This window comes from Armatimonadota bacterium (genome assembly GCA_028871815.1).
Lineage (GTDB): Bacteria > Armatimonadota > Chthonomonadetes > Chthonomonadales > Chthonomonadaceae > REEB205.
In genome coordinates this window covers 149,441-166,203 of the sequence record JAGWMJ010000009.1, presented here as the reverse complement: position 1 = coordinate 166,203, position 16,763 = coordinate 149,441, and the positions used below count along the sequence as shown (strand labels likewise).

The 16,763-nt window shown below is 62.3% G+C and carries 16 protein-coding genes; 9 read left to right on the top strand and 7 right to left on the bottom strand.

The genetic code is table 11. The features are described from left to right. Positions 1–181: 181 nt before the first annotated feature. The 5 genes from KGJ62_11980 to hppD all read right to left on the bottom strand — a co-directional run bounded on the left by KGJ62_11980 (position 182) and on the right by hppD (position 5,601). Positions 182–1,378, bottom strand: a complete 1,197-nt coding sequence (locus KGJ62_11980; protein MDE2127298.1) for a S53 family peptidase — start codon at positions 1,376–1,378, stop codon at positions 182–184. A 338-nt stretch (positions 1,379–1,716) separates the two neighbouring features. Beyond that, the gene (locus KGJ62_11975; protein MDE2127297.1) at positions 1,717–2,283 is read right to left on the bottom strand and encodes a flavin reductase family protein; all 567 of its coding nucleotides are present in this window, start codon (positions 2,281–2,283) and stop codon (positions 1,717–1,719) included. Between the two features lie 119 nt (positions 2,284–2,402). Beyond that, positions 2,403–3,563 (bottom strand): homogentisate 1,2-dioxygenase, encoded by a 1,161-nt coding sequence (locus tag KGJ62_11970; GenBank protein MDE2127296.1) that lies wholly within the window; start codon positions 3,561–3,563, stop codon positions 2,403–2,405. Positions 3,564–3,583: 20 nt separating this feature from the next. Further along, the gene (locus KGJ62_11965; protein ID MDE2127295.1) at positions 3,584–4,504 is read right to left on the bottom strand and encodes a fumarylacetoacetate hydrolase family protein; all 921 of its coding nucleotides are present in this window, start codon (positions 4,502–4,504) and stop codon (positions 3,584–3,586) included. Between the two features lie 5 nt (positions 4,505–4,509). After that, entirely contained in the window at positions 4,510–5,601 is a 1,092-nt protein-coding gene (gene hppD, locus KGJ62_11960) for a 4-hydroxyphenylpyruvate dioxygenase (protein MDE2127294.1), read from the bottom strand. Between the two features lie 135 nt (positions 5,602–5,736). Between hppD and KGJ62_11955 the strand changes: the two genes are divergently transcribed. Both KGJ62_11955 and KGJ62_11950 read left to right on the top strand, forming a co-directional pair. Beyond that, a complete protein-coding gene (locus KGJ62_11955) occupies positions 5,737–7,431 on the top strand; it encodes an acyl--CoA ligase (GenBank protein MDE2127293.1) in 1,695 nt (564 codons plus the stop codon). Between the two features lie 65 nt (positions 7,432–7,496). Further along, the gene (locus KGJ62_11950) at positions 7,497–8,423 is read left to right on the top strand and encodes a phenylalanine 4-monooxygenase (protein MDE2127292.1); all 927 of its coding nucleotides are present in this window, start codon (positions 7,497–7,499) and stop codon (positions 8,421–8,423) included. A 20-nt stretch (positions 8,424–8,443) separates the two neighbouring features. Here the strand turns inward: KGJ62_11950 and KGJ62_11945 are convergent, their stop codons facing one another. Beyond that, entirely contained in the window at positions 8,444–10,138 is a 1,695-nt protein-coding gene (locus tag KGJ62_11945; GenBank protein MDE2127291.1) for an ankyrin repeat domain-containing protein, read from the bottom strand. Between the two features lie 101 nt (positions 10,139–10,239). On the opposite strand from KGJ62_11945, the gene KGJ62_11940 reads away from it, so the two are divergent. Beyond that, positions 10,240–11,610 carry a tryptophanase gene (locus KGJ62_11940; protein ID MDE2127290.1) on the top strand — a complete coding sequence of 457 codons (1,371 nt, stop codon included), beginning with the start codon at positions 10,240–10,242 and terminating at the stop codon, positions 11,608–11,610. A 5-nt stretch (positions 11,611–11,615) separates the two neighbouring features. Here KGJ62_11940 and KGJ62_11935 read toward each other — a convergent pair whose 3' ends face one another. Continuing rightward, complete coding sequence (locus tag KGJ62_11935) at positions 11,616–12,413, bottom strand: 2-dehydro-3-deoxyglucarate aldolase (protein ID MDE2127289.1); 798 nt, start codon at positions 12,411–12,413, stop codon at positions 11,616–11,618. A 360-nt stretch (positions 12,414–12,773) separates the two neighbouring features. On the opposite strand from KGJ62_11935, the gene KGJ62_11930 reads away from it, so the two are divergent. The 6 genes from KGJ62_11930 (at position 12,774) to KGJ62_11905 (ending at position 16,683) form a co-directional block, all read left to right on the top strand. Next, entirely contained in the window at positions 12,774–13,712 is a 939-nt protein-coding gene (locus KGJ62_11930) for a hypothetical protein (protein MDE2127288.1), read from the top strand. Then, positions 13,702–14,124, top strand: coding sequence for a hypothetical protein (locus tag KGJ62_11925; GenBank protein ID MDE2127287.1), 423 nt, complete (start codon positions 13,702–13,704; stop codon positions 14,122–14,124). The genes KGJ62_11930 and KGJ62_11925 overlap by 11 nt, the downstream gene beginning before the upstream one ends. A gap of 323 nt (positions 14,125–14,447) precedes the next feature. Then, complete coding sequence (locus KGJ62_11920) at positions 14,448–14,870, top strand: hypothetical protein (GenBank protein ID MDE2127286.1); 423 nt, start codon at positions 14,448–14,450, stop codon at positions 14,868–14,870. Then, complete coding sequence (locus tag KGJ62_11915; GenBank protein ID MDE2127285.1) at positions 14,794–15,303, top strand: hypothetical protein; 510 nt, start codon at positions 14,794–14,796, stop codon at positions 15,301–15,303. The genes KGJ62_11920 and KGJ62_11915 overlap by 77 nt, the downstream gene beginning before the upstream one ends. Beyond that, positions 15,213–15,740: a hypothetical protein gene (locus KGJ62_11910; protein ID MDE2127284.1), complete on the top strand. Its 528-nt coding sequence runs from the start codon at positions 15,213–15,215 to the stop codon at positions 15,738–15,740. Before KGJ62_11915 ends, KGJ62_11910 begins: the two co-directional genes overlap by 91 nt. Then, a complete protein-coding gene (locus KGJ62_11905; protein MDE2127283.1) occupies positions 15,730–16,683 on the top strand; it encodes a hypothetical protein in 954 nt (317 codons plus the stop codon). Before KGJ62_11910 ends, KGJ62_11905 begins: the two co-directional genes overlap by 11 nt. Positions 16,684–16,763: the final 80 nt, after the last annotated feature.

Here is a 16,763-nt window from a genome sequence, read left to right as displayed (position 1 = left end):
ACCGGCAGCGTTCAATGCGGCGTGACGGTGGGTTTGCGGCTCAACGCGAGTCTTAGCGTTCGCGTGCCGGGGCGCCAAATCCTGCGTTACGTAGTGGCGCTGGAGCGCAGACCGGGGCAGACCGAGCGATGGCGTTACCACCGCGTCCTGCCCCGGTCCGCATGGATGGACCTGCCGGAGCTTACTTGCCGCCTAGGCCGAGTGGTGAGCCAACCCCGGTAATGAAGTCCCAGCCGGTTGTGCAGCTGAACGAGCCCGCGGTGCCGCTGGTGATATCACGAAAGTCACCCGCGTAGCTGGCGCTGGCATATGTGTTGTAGATCGCGGTGAGTTCGGCTGTGCTCCCGCCGTAGAAGCTCCCCGCAAGGTTGACAATGCCGGCCAGTGACGGTGATGAGACGCTGGTGCCGCCAAACTGGAGCCAACCGGAGAGCCCGCCGGATTTGGTGCTGTCGTACACCGAGACGCCGGTGGCCGGGTTTGCGTCGAACGACATGTCCGGGCAGCCGCGTTTCGAGCCGACGATCGTGGATATGCCGTTTTGCCAGCTTGGGCGCGCCTCGTAAGCGCTGGGTCCGCCACCACTACCGCTCCAAGCCGTTTCGGAGGAGAAGTTCTTGTTAGCGTCCACGTTGATGGTGGTACCACCTGCCGAGACCACGTCCGGTGAGACGCTCGGATAGCCATTCACGCCGCCTGTATCACCCGCTGACGCGAAGTAGACGATGCCCGCATGTTGAAAATAGGTATCGTCGCTCGATTCTGTGGAGAACTCACTGCCGCTCCAGCTCATCGACACCTCCGTGACGCCGGCCAGGCTGGATGCCTTGTTCACGGCATTGAAGAGTGCCGTAAAGCTTGCGGAGGCGGCTTCAACCAGATAGATCTTGGCGCTGGGCGCCATGGCATGCGCCCATTCGATATCCAGCGCCTGCTCCTGGTCCCAGCCGCCGTTGCCGCTCGGCTTTTTGCCGGTTGCGTACACCACCTGAAACACCTTGTTGGTGGAACTGAGCACGTTGGTGCTCGTCTCCTTTGGCAGGCCGTACTGGCCCGCAAATACATTGAAATCCTTTAGAGCAGTGCCGTATGCGTACGCATCCACGATGGCGATTGCCTGGCTGCCGCCGGTGGACGGCAGAGAGTAGACAGAGCGCAGATCGGCGGGTGACATGGCGCCACCAACTCCGGTGAAGAGATCGGGATTGCCACCGCCGATCATCAAAAGGTGGTTGGTGTGTGCGCGGACGCCGCGATCACCCGCGTGCTCTACCGAAGAGGCCGGCACGAAAACGCGACCCCGCTGGGCCGCCGCCGCCGTGACCAGGCAGCAGATGCCGATGCCGATAAGCAGTCCAGTAATCGATTTCTGCTTCATGAGCTGTCCTCCATGCGAGTTTGATTGTCCCGAGTTGGCCGCGGCGGAGATTGCCTGCCGTGTGCGAGCGTACTACAGGACTCGGAGCACCGGCAGACAGGCATCCCACGCATCGAATACACAGTGCGAGCGCTCCGCATACTTCGATGCGCGGCGCCTTATCACCTGCCTGCTTTCAAACACGGTTCCTCCCGCTTGTACGCCGCGCGGAACACGGCGATGGGGATACCCCAACTGCCGGCGCGTGCGTAGGGGCGATCGGGCGCGTGAGCCGGGGGAACATCGGACGGACCGGGCCGCAACCTGTGATTTCAGACGGAGCCGCACCTTTGGAGGAGCTAAGCAGTCGTGCGCGATTCGCCGCCCGCCTCCGACCGCGCCGGCGCCGGCGCCGGCCGCGCCATCTCAAACATGCTGGCGGCATCCGCTCTGGCGTACCAGTCGCCACCCATTCTCGCGATCAGCTCGGCACGCTGCGGCACTATGCGGTCGCCGTCGTACAGCCGTGCTGCCACGTGGATGGCAACGATCTCGCCGATGATGTAGTTGGCGGCCAGAAACCCGGACCCGTGGCTCACTATAGTGAACAGCCGACATTCGAGCGCGAACGGACTCTCAGCCACACGCGCCGGCCCTACGCGCACCGATGGCGCGGGCGTGAGCCCGGAGCGATCCCACTCACTTACATCGGGCGGATAATCGGCGCTGGCAACGTTCATCCGGCTGGCCATTTCGAAAGAGACCGCGTTGATAACATACTCGCCGTTTTCAGAGATGTTGGTCAGCGTATCCTTAGGCAATCCGGCGCGGTTCAGTAAAGGCGATATCGTGACCGAAAGCGGGCTGCCGCCTCCCGCCATGAAGAAGCTGAACGGCGCAAGATTGGGCAGGCCGGTGGCGCTCATCGTGCTGGTCAGTGCGATGGGCCGTGGACCGACCGACTGAACCAGCAATTGGTATGCCGCCGCTTGAGTAATGCTCTCCGGAAGGAAGCTGCGCACTGCGGCGATGGCCGCCGGTTCCGTCACGTGGCCGGATTCCAGCTCATCGGGTAGGCGGCATCCTCGAGCGGAAGTGCGGCGGCAGACAGTTGAAGCGGTCGGAATGTGTCAACCATAACAGCCAACTCCTCGGTGCGCGTCTGACCGAGGCTTGACTCCACCACGCCCGGCTGGGGCCCGTGCGGCAGGCCGGAGGGGTGCAGCGTGATCGAACCCTCCTCGATACCACGGCGGCTGCCGAACCGGCTGTTGACGTAGTAGATCATCTCGTCGCTGTCTACGTTGCTGTGGTTGTAGGGCACCGGAATGGCGTTCGGATGGTAATCGAGCATCCGCGGGACAAACGAGCATACGACGAAGTTCGCCGCCTCAAACGTCTGATGAACGGGGGGCGGTTGATGAAGGCTGCCCGTAATCGGCTCGAAATCGGCAATGTTGAATGCCCACGGATATACGAACCCGTCCCAGCCAACTACATCCAGCGGATGGAACGGGTACCAGTACGACGCCATCGCGCCGCGCGCCCGGATGCGGACTTCAAACCGGTCCGCCTCATCGTGCGTCTCCAGCGCGCTCGGACCCCGCATATCGCGCTCGCAGTACGGCGCATGCTCCAGCAGCTGGCCGTATTCGTTGCGATACCGCTTGGGCGTCTGGATCGGCGTCGCAGATTCGATAACCAGAAAACGTGCAGGTGCGCCGTCGGTAACGATGCGATAGATAGTGCCGCGGGGTACCACAAGGTAGTCGCCGACGCCAAAAGGCAGGGCGCCGAACATCGTCTCCAGCCGGCCTGAGCCCCTGTGGACAAATAACAGGTCGTCGCCATCGGCATTCTTATAGAAGTACGGCATCGGCGCGGCAGGCACGCAGATGCCGATGCGGACGTCGGCATTCTGCATCAGCGGTATGCGGCCCGAGACCGGGTCGCCATAAGGCTCCATCGCGCCGGTCCTGAGGTGACGGTGATGGAGAGCCGCATGCTCCTCCATTTCGGCGTCAGCACACTCTACCGGTGACCACTCCATCACCTGCGTCGGTGGATGGATGTGATAGAGCAGCGAAGCGATGCCCGAGAAGCCTCGCGTGCCGAAAAGCTGTTCCGAATAGAGGCCGCCATCGGCTTTTCGGAACTGCGTGTGGCGCTTTCGCGGAATCTGGCCCAGCTGCATATACCCTGGCATCGTCTCTTCTCCTGGAGCGCTTATCGAGGGGATCGAGCCAGGCGATTCTCCAACCGCCCGATCCCCTCCACCTCGAGCGTCACAACATCGCCCTGCTGCAGCCACGGCCACGTGCCTGTCGGAAACTCCGTGATGCAGCCGGTGCCAACAGTACCGGAACCGATCACGTCTCCCACCTGGAGTGTTGCGCACGAGCTGGCCCGCTCGATCAGTTCGGCAAAGGTCCAGCGCATCTCTCCGCTGTTGCCCGCAGATATCTGCTTGCCGTTCACTGCCGCCGTCATGCGCATCGAGTACGTGCAGCCGCGTGTGGCGTGCCTATGCGTGAACGGCGCCAACTCATCCGGGGTTACGAGCCACGGGCCGAGCGACGTACAGAAGTCCTTGCCCTTTGCCGGTCCAAGGCCCACCTTCATCTCGTGCTTCTGAATGTCGCGCGCGCTCCAGTCGTTGAGAACGGTGAACCCCGCGATTACCTCATCGGCTGCGGAAGCGCTTAGATCGCGGCACTCAACACCGATCACGGCGGCCAGTTCCAGCTCGAAGTCCAGTGCCTGAGTCTCCTCCGGCCACACCACACTTTCGCCAGGCCCGATAAGCCCGGCCGGATTCGAGAAGTAGAAAGCTGGTGCGTCGTACCATTCGGCTACCATCTCAAGCCCTCGGTTCCGTCGAGCTGCGACAACGTGCTGCTCAAACGCGTAGAAGTCGCGGAACGACCGCGGCGCAACCGGGGCCAGAACCGTCACATCCCGCAGCGCCAGCTGCTCCTCGCCGGTCGCCTGTCCGGCTCCACGTGCCTGCATCGCCGCCTGCGCAGCCCGGACATCGCAGCAGCCTCCCGGCGGAGCCATAGCCGCCAGAGGGCGGATGGTATTGCCGGCTGCCATGCCGACCTCGGCTTGATCCGAGCCCGGTCGAAGGAATCGGACAAGCTTCATCGCTGCTAGAGCGTTCCGCGCGACATCTGTTCGCGCTCGATCGCCTCGAAGAGCGCTTTGAAGTTGCCTTTGCCGAAACTGCGCGAGCCGTGTCGCTCGATCACCTCGAAGAAGAGCGTGGGCCTATCCTCCACCGGTTTGGTAAATATCTGCAGCAGGTATCCCTCGTCGTCTCGGTCCACAAGTATGCCGAGCTTCGCCAGCTGTTTGAAGTCCTCGTCAATACGGCCGACACGGTCGGGCAGGGCATCGTAGTAAGTCTGTGGCACCTTGAGGAACGATACGTCATTTCGCAGCAGGTTGGTCACCGTACCGACAATGTCATCGGTAGCCAGGGCAATGTGCTGCACTCCGGGGCCGCCGTAGTACTCCAGATACTCCTCGATTTGAGAGCGCTTGAGCCCATCCGCCGGCTCATTGATAGGGAACTTGATCCGGCCGCCGCCATCCTGCACCACCTTCGACATCAAAGCGGAGTACTCGGTGCTGATATCCTTGTCGTCGAAGTGCACCAACTGGCTGAATCCCAGCACCTGTTCGTAGAACTGAACCCACTCGTTCATGCGGCCCTCTTCCACATTTGCGACGACATGGTCGATGGCGGTGAGGCCGGAAGAATGGAAACTGCCTGCGTCATACCGCTCCGCTTCAAGCGGTTCGTACCCGGGCGCGAACACGCCGTGGTATCCATCGTGATTGATGAAGCTGTGGGTGGTATCGCCGTACGCCTGAATGCTGGCAATCTCGTAGACGCCGTTCCTGTCTTCCAGCACCTGCGGCTCAGTCACGGGCCGTGCCCCGCGCCGGACCGCCTCGTGAAAGGCGGCCTGCACATCGTCGACTTCGATACCAACGTCCTGAACCGAATCACCGTGCTCTATCAGCCTGTGGTTATCGGGGTGGTCCGGGCCAAGCGGTGAAGCCAGCACAAACGTGATGGAGCCCTGGCGCAGCACATAGGCGGCCTCATTGCGACTGCCTGTTTCGAGACCGGCATAGGCCACGACGTCGAAGCCGAACGCATTTCGGTAAAAGTAGGCCGATTGCCGTGCGTTGCCTACAAAGAAGCGAAGCCGATCGATGCCTCGTAGGGGCATTCCTTCATTTGACACTGGGTTCTCCTCTCGGTGCTCGTCACGGAGCGTTATGCGATACCATTATACGATTCGCATCTGCCAAAATCGAAATCGCCGGCATCATCGGACCGGCGGCACATCCGGGAACACAATGGCGTGAGTTCTGAAAGTTACAGCAGCGAAACGGCTGGATTGATCGCTTCCGCGCAGCGCCTCTCCAGCGGTGTGGATCGCAAGGCGTTCACCCCGTGGCAGAGCATCGGCAGCCTCCTGAGCGATCGCAGCCATGAAGCCGACCAGGCGTCGTGGCTCACATGGTATCGGGAAGGCAAGCGTGCCGGCGCATGGACGCGCGCGGAGTTCTTCGATCTGGCGTCCCGGTTGGCGCATGCCCTGCACTCGCGCCTGAACCTCGCGGTTGGTAGTCGGATCGGCACGCTGATGGCGAACGACCCCGACACGGTTCTCGTCTACTTTGCCGCCTGGATCGCAGGTATGTGCGTGGTACCCGTAAACGCAGGTGAAGAGGAGGATAACGCGGCGTTCGTACTGGAGAACGCCGAAGCGGCTGCGGTATTTGTGCTGCCGTCACAACTCGATCGGGCACGCCGCCTCATGGCGCGGCTACCGGCCGTGGGCCGATGGATTATCGCGGGACCCGCGACAGGAGATCTGGAGAGCCTTACGGACTTGCTGAACGCTCCGCCGGCCAACCTGCCGGAGGTACCGAAAACCGCGGAGGCTCTGATCGTCTACACTTCCGGGACAACCGGAGCGCCGAAGGGTGTGGTGTTGGACCAGGCGGACCTGCTGAATGATGCGTTGAGCATCGCAGATTGGCATGGTTTCACATCGCGCGATCGTGCTTTCTGCATCTTGCCCATTCACCACGTCAACGGAGTGGTCGTCACGCTGATGACCCCGCTGGTCTCGGGAGGGAGCGTGGTCCTCAACGACCGCTTCCGCGCACATACGTTCTGGTACACGCTGAGGCACGAGCACTGCACCTGGGCCAGCGTGGTACCGACGGTTCTCGCGTTTCTTTGCGCGCAGCCGCGACTCTACAAGCGATCGACCCCGAGCGTGCTCCGGCACGTCATTTGCGGCGCCGGACCGCTCACAACCGGGCTTGCGAAGCAGTTTCACGACCTGTTCGGTGTGCGTGTCGTTCATGGCTATGGCCTATCCGAGACCACCTGCTACTCCTGTTTCCTCCCTCCACTGCTCGACGAGAATGCCTATGTGCACTGGATGTTCGAATGCGGCTTCCCTTCTATCGGCTGCGCAATCTCGGCCAACGACATGGCGATCCACAATGCAGCAGGTGAGGAGCAGCCCGAGGACGAACGCGGCGAGATCGTAGTGCGTGGGGCCAACGTGATGCAGTGTTACTACAAGCGGCCACAGGCAAATGCCGATGCGTTTGCGCACGGTTGGTTCAGGACCGGCGACGAGGGGTTCTGGCGCCCCGGGCCAGATGGCTCGCCGTACTACTTCATCACCGGGCGCATCAAGGAGTTGATCATTCGAGGTGGCGTCAACTACTCGCCGTTCGACATTGACGAGGTTCTGGCCACAGTTCCCGGCGTCAAGGCGGCCATGGCCGTTGGATTTGACAACGACTTCTACGGCGAGGAGATCGGTGCCTACGTTCAGCCCGAGGAGCCTGGATCGCTCACCGAGCAGGATGTGATCATCTGGTGTCGAGAACGGCTGCCGTTTGCCAAGTGCCCGAAGGTGGTGGTTTTCGGCGAGACCTTTCCGGTAACCTCAACGGGTAAGTATCAGCGTATCAAGCTGAAACCCCTGTTTGAGCAGTGGAAGTCGACCCAGTTCAAGGCTGCAGGGTAGGGCGTGACGATCAGCTTCGGAAGTGGCGCGGTAACGGACGCATAGGCGCGTGCGGAGGTGACGACATGAAGGCAGCGGCGGTTAAGGGTCTGGCGGGCCTCACCACAAACCATTCGCCCTACATCGAGCACGCGCGCCAATCCGGCGAGTTGTACATAGAGCAGCCTTACGAACTCTACACTGAGGAGAACCATGCCGCGTGGCGCAGCCTCTATGCGCGTATGGAGGATCCCTGGAACAAGTACGCCAACTCGCACTTTCTCGCCGGTATATCCAACCTGTGCCTCGATTCAAAGCGAGTGCCGCGACTTGACGACGTCAATCGGTTCCTTTCGCCGCTTACGGGATTCAAGGCGCGGCCGGTAAGTGGTTATGTGCCGGCTTTTGTCTTCTTCGACCGGCTTCGCAACCGCGAGTTCCCAACCACCATCACCATTCGCGACGCGGGCCGTCTGGACTATCTGCCGGAGCCCGATATCTTCCATGACATCGCCGGGCACGTCCCCATGCACACCGACACCGCCTTCGCCGATACGCTGGTCCGATTCGGCGATTGTGCCCATACCGCGGTGGAGATCGCTGCGTCAATCAGGAATAGGGCCGAGCGCGCTGCTCGCATTGCCAGCGTCTACAAGGCGCTGGCCCGCTTCTTCTGGTTCACGATCGAATTTGGACTGATGCGCGGACCCGATGGCCTCAAAGCTTACGGCAGCGGCCTGTTGAGCTCGTTTGGAGAGCTGCGCCACTCCATCGAGGCCGCGGAGGTGCAGCGATATCCCATCCAGCTGGAGTGGGTGATCAATCAGTACTTCGAGATCAACCACTATCAGCCGCTGCTGTTCCACGTTGAGTCCTTTGCTCACCTCTTTGATCAGGTGGATCTGCTGGAGAAGTGGATGCGGCAGGGCCGGCTGGACCACGTGGCTCCGGGCGAACCACACCTTGGAAAGGCCGATCTGGCGCGGTTTCTCGATGAGGCGGAGCGCAGATAGAGCCAGCGCCGAGCTGCGGTTTACGGTCGTGGCGCGTTTACCGGCTTCGGCAGCGCAGCCTGAATCAACCCCACAATCGTCGTACTGTGCCGCAAATGGCGGGCCTCATCCAAAACCGTTCCGCCCGTTGAAGTCTCCGCCTTCGGATCCGCCCCGGCGGCCAATAGTGCGCTGACGGCGGGCGCGTCGCTATCTCCAACCGCGAGCTGCAGCAGCGTGCGACGCGCCTTATCCCTTCCATTCGGGCTCGCGCCAGATCGCAACAGCAGGCGCAGTACATCGTGCGCCCGGTTCATCACGGCAAACTGTGCGGCAGTCCACCCGTCTGGATTCCTGGTGTCAACGGTGGCTCCGTGCGCCAGCAAAACCTGTTCAATTGCTTTGCAGCCGGGGTATGCGGCCAGCATCAGGGAGCTGTCATGGTCTCGGACATCGGCTGGTTCGGCGCCATGGGCGATCAGCAGCTGCATACAGCGTGCCACGTTTGGGGGAGAACGCCTGGCCGCGCCGTATTGCTGGCGTGCGGCCGCCACAGCGTAGTCCAGCGCGCTCATACCCATCGCATCTCTGCTGTTCACTGCTGCCCCCAGATAAAGCAGCAGGCGTACGACCGGTATCTCCCCACTTGCTGCTGCGGCCATCAGCGCGGTCGTGCCCTGGCTGTCTGCCGCGAGTACGTTTGCGCCGTGAGCCACCAGCAGCCGCATCATGGCGACCGAGCGGACGCTCTCGAGCACGCCAGCGGATATTTTTACGCTTGCTCCACGCGCCAACAGCTCGTGCGTGAGCGGGACATTGTCCATCGCGACAGCGGCTCGCAGCGGGTCTTGGGGAACAGGGCCTACTCCGCGTATACTCGCGCCGAGATGCAGTAACCGCTCTGCAAGGCCGAAGTAGCGCTGGCCGATCGCCGCGCACAGAGGGCTGGTCGCGTCATGCGGCGAGCCGTTCGGCGATGCCCCGCGCGTCAGCAGCACATTTGCCAGCGCCCCGTTTCTGCCAAGAACCGCCGCGGCCAGCGGCGACTGCAGATCGTTGACGTTACCGTTTAAGGCGGCGCCGTGGTGGACCAGAAGCAGCGTGACCTGAGGGCTCGGGTTCTGAGCGGCCGCCGAGATCGGCGACAGTGCGTCGGTCCGAGCGCCGTTTACGTTCGCGCCTGATGCCAGCAGCAAGCTCACTGTCGACAGGTCGCCTCCGCCAGCGGCCGCAGCCAATGGCGATTCCTTGCAGCCCACACCGCCATCCACACTGGCGCCGTTATGCAGAAGCAGTTGGACCAGACTGTGCCAGCCTACGCCTGCGGCGGTTGCCAGAGACCCACCGGCGTACCGACCGCGCGCATCCGGGTTAGCGTGGTGTTGAAGCAGCAACCGGCTGATAGCTTCCGCCCTCATTCGAAAGGTGCGCACGTCACTCGCGGATGGTTTCACTCGCCCGGAGGCTCTTGCGGCGGGGTATGCACCCCACGATACCGCCTCCAGGAGTGGTGGGCCGAAGCAGGGGCCGGCGCCGTCATCCAGTGCGTTTGGGTCAGCGCCCAGTTCGAGCCAGTGCCGGACTTTTCTCAGGTCTCCGTGGCAGGAAGCCTGCAGCAACTGACGGTCGATATAGCGATGATACCGGCGCCATGCCAACCGACCAAACAGAACGAGGCAGAATGTAAGCGTAACCAGAGCGATCAACGGCTGCAAACGGGATCTGGAACGCGTCATGGCGGTGCGATCGCCGGGCAGCCGCCGGGGTAAGATGGAGGTCGACAGCCAGGCGCGGAACGGGCATCGACTCGCTCGCGGCCGGCTCTGGGAGGCACGTTTTGAAGGCCGTCATTGAACCGTTCAAGATCAAAGTGGTTGAGCCGATCCGATTCACCACTGCGGAAGAGCGCGTGGAGATCCTCGCTCGAGCGCACTACAACCCGTTTCTGATGCGCGCGGAGGATGTGCTCATCGATCTGCTGACCGATAGCGGCACAGCGGCGATGTCGGCGGCGCAGTGGGGCGCCATGATGGTTGCGGACGAAAGCTACGCCGGCAGCCAGAGTTACTTCAGATTCGAGAAGGTGGTTCGGGAGCTTACCGGCCTCAAACATGTGATTCCCACCCATCAGGGCCGTGCGGCGGAGCGCATCCTATTTCAGATCGCCGGGGGGAAGGGGCGGACGGTGCCCTCGAACAACCATTTTGACACCACACGCGCCAATATCGAATACTCCGGCGCTGAGGCCGTTGATCTGGTGATTCCAGAGGGCAAGGACCCGCAGTTGGTTCATCCGTTCAAGCGAAATGTAGACATTGCTGCGCTAGAGACGCTGCTGGATTCCACAGCGGACATCCCACTGGGCATGCTGACGATAACCAACAACACGGGCGGTGGTCAGCCGGTCTCTATGGCGAACATCCGCGCAGTGAGCACGGCGCTGCGCAAGCGAGGCATTCCATTCTTCCTCGACTCCTGCCAGTTTGCCGAGAATGCCTGGTTCATCAAGCAGCGGGAGGCCGGCTACGCGCATGTGGGCATCCACAAGATCGCCCAGGAGATGTTCAGCCTTTGCGATGGCGCCACGTTCAGCGGCAAAAAGGATGGCATCTGCAATATCGGCGGCTTTCTGGCCGTGAACGACGACGCGATGGCGGAGCAGGCCCGCAACCTACTGATCCTCACCGAAGGCTTTCCAACGTACGGGGGGCTGGCGGCGCGCGATCTGGAAGCGCTTGCCGTAGGCATCCAGGAGGCGCAGGACGAGAGGTACCTCGACTACCGACATGCGTGCGTCACCTACTTCGCCGACAAGCTGCGCGCCCGTGGTATCCGGTTTGTTGAGCCGCCCGGCGGCCATGCTCTCTACCTGGATGCGCGCAGCTTTCTGCCGCACGTGCCCATCGAGCAGTATCCTGGTCAGGCGCTCGTCTGCGCCATCTACCTTGCCGGCGGCATACGCAGTGTGGAGATTGGTAGCGTGATGTTTGGCAAGCACAACCCGGTGACCGGCGACGAGACGTTCGCACCGATGGACCTGGTGCGCCTTGCCATTCCGCGCCGTGTGTACACCCAGAGCCACGTTGACTACGTGGCTGAACTGATTATCGGCGTCTATGAGAGCCGGTCCAGTATTCACGGCCTGCGAATTACAAGCCAACCGGCTTTTCTGCGCCACTTCACGGCGCACTTTGAACCGGTAGCGTGATCGGACTAATAGCGCGCCCCAACACCGGCCGCAGCCACGCCGATCGCCTGCTCCACGGTGGCATTCGCTGTTTCCAGCATGAAGCCAAGTTCACTGCTGATTGCGATGAATTTCCAGCCCTCCGCCACTCTGCGCCGGGCCGCCTCCGCATCGGCAACATGTATGCCCGGCGCCACGCCGAATCTCTCTGCCGTGGCCTTCACGTGGGCCAGAGCCTGCACGAATTCCGGGTCATCGGTCTCCATCCGTGGTGTTTTATGCATCGAGGCCAGCAGGTCGTTCGGCCCCACAAACACCGCATCGATCCCCGGTACAGAGAGTATCTCCTCGGCATTCCGCACGGCCTCCACGTGTTCCGCCTGCACAATCACCAGGATCTGCTCGTTCGCGCGTGCGTAGTATTCGCTCGCCGGAGCGTCAAAGTTTAAGACCTGGAGTCCGCCGCCGACACTCCGTTCCCCTGCCGGCGGGTATTTACACGCGGCTACCGCGCGTTCGGCCTCGGCGCGCGTGTTGCACATGGGAAAGATGACGCCGTAGGTACCGGCATCCAGCGCTCGCTTTGCATTCTCCAGGCTGTTGAACGGCACGCGAACCAGCGGAATGCCGCCGGCATCCGCCACGGCGCCGAATACCTGCGCTGCCGTCTCCCAGGTCGCCGGGCTGTGCTCCATATCCAGGTTGAGCCAGGCGAATCCGGTCCGGGCCATGAACCGGGCGGCAAATGGGCTGGCGAGCGACAGCCACGTGCCGATCTGGGGCGTTCCGGCTTTGAGGCCCTCTTTCACACGATTCGATTTCAAGGTTGATACTCCCGGTTCGACAGACGGTTGTGGTGCGCCAGGTCAGTCGGACCCGGCCCACACAATGATTTACACTTCTGCAGCAGGTTGACCTGCCGCTGCCGATAGAATGCCGGGAACCGAACACCCCCACAGTCGTCACTCCGAGCAACACCGAAGGATCCGCTGTTGATGGTTCCGGTTCAGGCAGCCGGCACTCACCGCTGCACAAATTGGCTCTCAAACAAATAAAATCCAAAAAAGTCGCTCGGATGGAACTTTCCGGCCCGCAAAACTCGCTTTACCTGTTGAGTGCCGGATGCGTGCGAACATTTTCAAAGAAAGCTTGTATAATCCCTGACAGGCTTGTTCTGTTAGATTATGATTACGTTGGTTTCGATTTCGTACACGGTGGATCCGGTAGGAAACCGCACCGGCGAAACGGTGGGAAGCACCTCAACAAGCTGCACGATGGATAACGACGGCCAGCTCAAGTCGATTACGCAGGGCACGGCGGTGACCGCTTTTGGCTATGATGCCTTGGGCCGGCGCGTGAGCCGCACGGCCTCCGGTACCACCACGTCCACGCAGTATGCCGGCGGCGCGCCGGTGACGGAGACGCAGGGTTCGAGCTTCACTGCCGCGTACACCGTTGGTAACGATCTGCTCCGGCGTAACGGCGAGTATCCGGCCTTCGACGCGCTCGGTTCCGTGCGCGCCGAAACGAACAGCTCCGGCACAGCCACGGCGAGGCAGGACTTCGATGCGTTTGGGAACACCATCGCGAGGAGCGGCAGCACTAGCAGCCCGTACAACTTTGCCGGCGACTGGACCTACCAGAGCGACGGGGACGCTGGCCTACTACACGTAGGCGCTAGGTATTACGACCCACAGGTCGGGCGGTTCGCCAGCCGTGACAGCATGCTGGACCAGATTCCGTATGCGTATTGCGGGGGCGAGCCGAATGATTTTGTGGATCCGAGCGGGCGGCTCCCCGAGTGGCTGAGGTTCCTGGCCTACTCGGCAGGCGACGCCATGCGGGAGATCGGCGACGGGCCGGTCAAGGTTATAGGAGGCGCCGTCGCTGTTGTGTTGATAGTGCCCGTGATTGTGGTAGCTGTAGTCGACGGGCGCGCTACCTGGGGGGCGATGCAAACTGTCAGCACCGAGCGAAAGATCTATGAGCAGTGGGTCGCCCGTGGCGGCAACGGTCGCGGTGGCAGGATAGACGAGCAGATCCGCAAGCAGCAAGCCGAGGCTGCATGCGGCGTCGCAAAGGTGATAGTGGATGCCTTTGGGCTAGTCTACCATGGTAGCTAACAGCTGGAGGCGGCTCGTGTGTGCGTATATGGTCTCCTGGGCCGCGGCGGCTGCCGTGCTGGTTGGCTACTTTTCCATCTGGTCGTGGTCCCTGCGCCTGAGCTATGAGCGACACCTGGAGACCTCCCGGGCGGCATTTTATCACGATCCTGACAGCGCCGGACGCGTCTCAATGATGCTCCTGGACCTGGACTTCCTAGGCGAGCATCGGGCGGCGATCAGGCTCGCGTCAAGTCGCCTGACCGGCGGCCCCTTGGACGACGGGTTAGAACTGATGATCGCAGACGACGAGTGGGCCGAAGGTCACCACGCCAAGGCTCAAGCGGAACGCGCGATTGTGGCGCGGAGTAAATCTCACCTCGCTGCGGCACAGGCGCGCTACGACCTGGCGCACCCGGCGCCTGGTGCGTGATGGCTAACACGAACAGAGCGACCACACCGGGGGCAACGGTGGCCGCTTTCAACCCGTGCCGCGTTTGGCAGGCCGTGGGTTCGAGGCGAGAGGGAGGTCGTGGGTTCCCCGCGCTCGACGGCACACGCCGGGCAAGTGACGAAGCTGCCGGCACCGGTACAGCCGCTTGGCGTGTGCCGGAGATCGGAACTCGGAAGCCAGTGTTGCCGCTCTGGGCAGAAGTGGTTACGTTAACCGAACGCACGATGATTTCGGAACCGGTCCTTTCGAGGCAACGCGTCGAATAGCCAGCCTGATACAGGATACGTCCGCGTACATACCCAATGCTTACTTACATCTGGCCACGCCTCCTGCGAGTTTACGCGCTGTGCACTGCCGCGGCGGTATTGGTACTGGTGGTCGGCTGGTCGATCTGGTGGTGGTCGCTGCGCTTGCGGAACGAGCATCGTCTCGAATCCGACAAGGTGGCGTATTATCACGACCCGAACAATCCGGGTCGAATAACAATGATGCTTATTGACCTGGAATCCCTCGGTCAACATCGTGCTGCCGTCGCGTTCGCATCGGATCACTTGACCGGCGGACCGCACGACGACTGGCTCCGATTAGCTATCGCGGATGACGAGTGGGCCGAGGGTGACCATGCCGCCGCACAAAGCGAGCGCGCGATTGTTGCGCGAAGCAAATCTCCCTGGTTCGCAGACGAGGCGCGTTACGATCTGGCGCATCCGGATTCCGGTCCATAGCCGTCAAGCACGGGGCAGCCGCCTCACGTCGGAAGCGCGAACCGGGTCAAACCCGTACCCGATTTCGTACACCGTAGATCCGGTAGGAATCCGCACCGGCGAAACGGTGGGAAGCACCTCTACAAGCTTCACGATGGATAACGACGATGAGCTTACGGCGACCAGTGGCGGATTCGCGAACAGCTATTCGTACAATGCGAATGGTGAGCAGACCGGTCGCACGCTGGCCGGCACGGCGTACAGCCTGGCCTTCGATTACGATGGCCTCGGCTCTGCCCGCGCCGAAACCAACAGCTCCGGCACGGCCACGGCCACACAGGATTTCGATGCGTTTGAAACACCATCGCGAGCAGTGGCTCGACTTCGAGCCCATACAACTTTGCCGGCGACTGGGCCTACCAGAGCAACGGCGACGCAGGGCTGCAGCATGTAGGAGCACGCTACTACGACCCGCAGGTCGGACGGTTCGCCAGCCGTGACAGCATGCTGGACCAGATTCCGTACGCGTACTGCGGCGGTGAGCCGAACGATTTCGTGGATCCGAGCGGCGGCGTGAGAATTGCCCACGCGCGTCCTGTTCCATATGTGATTTGGCTCCCGTTGCCCGACATCGAAGCGCCGGTGTGGGTCCCCGAATTCACACCGCCGCAGGCCGAAGATTGGCCGGGTTGGGAGGAGCCCTGCGGTAGGGCCAGGAACGATCCATCGCTTCCGCATTGCCACCCGATCGATCCCGGTGGAGACGACCCCGGCGTTGAAGCGGGAGACGGTGGAGACATGGTCCCGGTGCCGCAAGACGAACCTGTGGGCACACGGCCAGAAGAACACCCAATGGACGATTTCACTGGCGAGTACCCGAATGGATACTAACCACGCGCCGGAAGAGCGCCACCGCGCCAAGTCGTGGAGCGCGTGCGTGGTTCGGCGATCCCGGCGACGTACAACGCGATGGTTCCTCGCCACGGCGTTGGCCGCCACCGGCTGCGCGAACCATCCGCCGAGCCCGATGACGAGCAGCGCTGCGCCGCACCTCGTACAGGCGACGGTTCCGTTCGCGATTCGCGGTGGTGACGGCCTTGTAGCCATCAATGTACGAATCGCGGGACGACCCTGCTGGCTGGCCATCGAACCCTCCGTGGTACCGACGTATATAACGAGCGCTGCAGCGCGCCGTCTCAACCTGCGCGTTCTGGCGGATCCGCAATGGCTGCGGCACGGCTGGGCCGGCAGCTGCGCTGCACAGTTGTCAATCGGTGGGCTGCGCATCGGAGGGGGACCGCTGCCCGTCGCAGGGCTCCGCCCGAGGCCAAACGGATGCGATGGCGCGATCTGCTGGGATTTGCTGTCGCAGATCATCCTGTCAGTTGACTATCAGCGCCAAAACGTTACCATGTGGGGCGGCGAAAGACCGCTGCGCTCACTCCTTCGATATGGAGGCTATCGCGTACGCTGCTCGGTCCCGATCGGGATTCGTAACTACGGTGGGTGCGCCTATCCCGCCACCGTCGATGGGAATCCGGCGAGCTTTTTGTTGACGTTCGGCGGTACCCACATGGTGGTCCCGCGCCGCGCGCTTTCCGGCGGCCCACCGAGAGGTGTGGTACGCGTGCGAGACGTCCGCGTCGGCAGCTTCGACTGGGTTGACGCGCCGGCAATCCGCGCAGGTCCGGGCGGCAAGGATCCGCCAGCGCAGGTCGACGCGCCGTTCTGGCGCTCAGTGCCCGTTCTCATTCTTGACGGCCCGGCACGCAGGCTCTATCTGGCGGATGAGATTACATCAGCCCCACCGTCGGGCCGCCCCAAGGGGTCATGAGCCATGCACGTGGCCAACGGCCAGCTATCCGCATCCGTCGCGACCCGCTGCGCACACGTTTCTGGTTCAGGAAGCGGTGT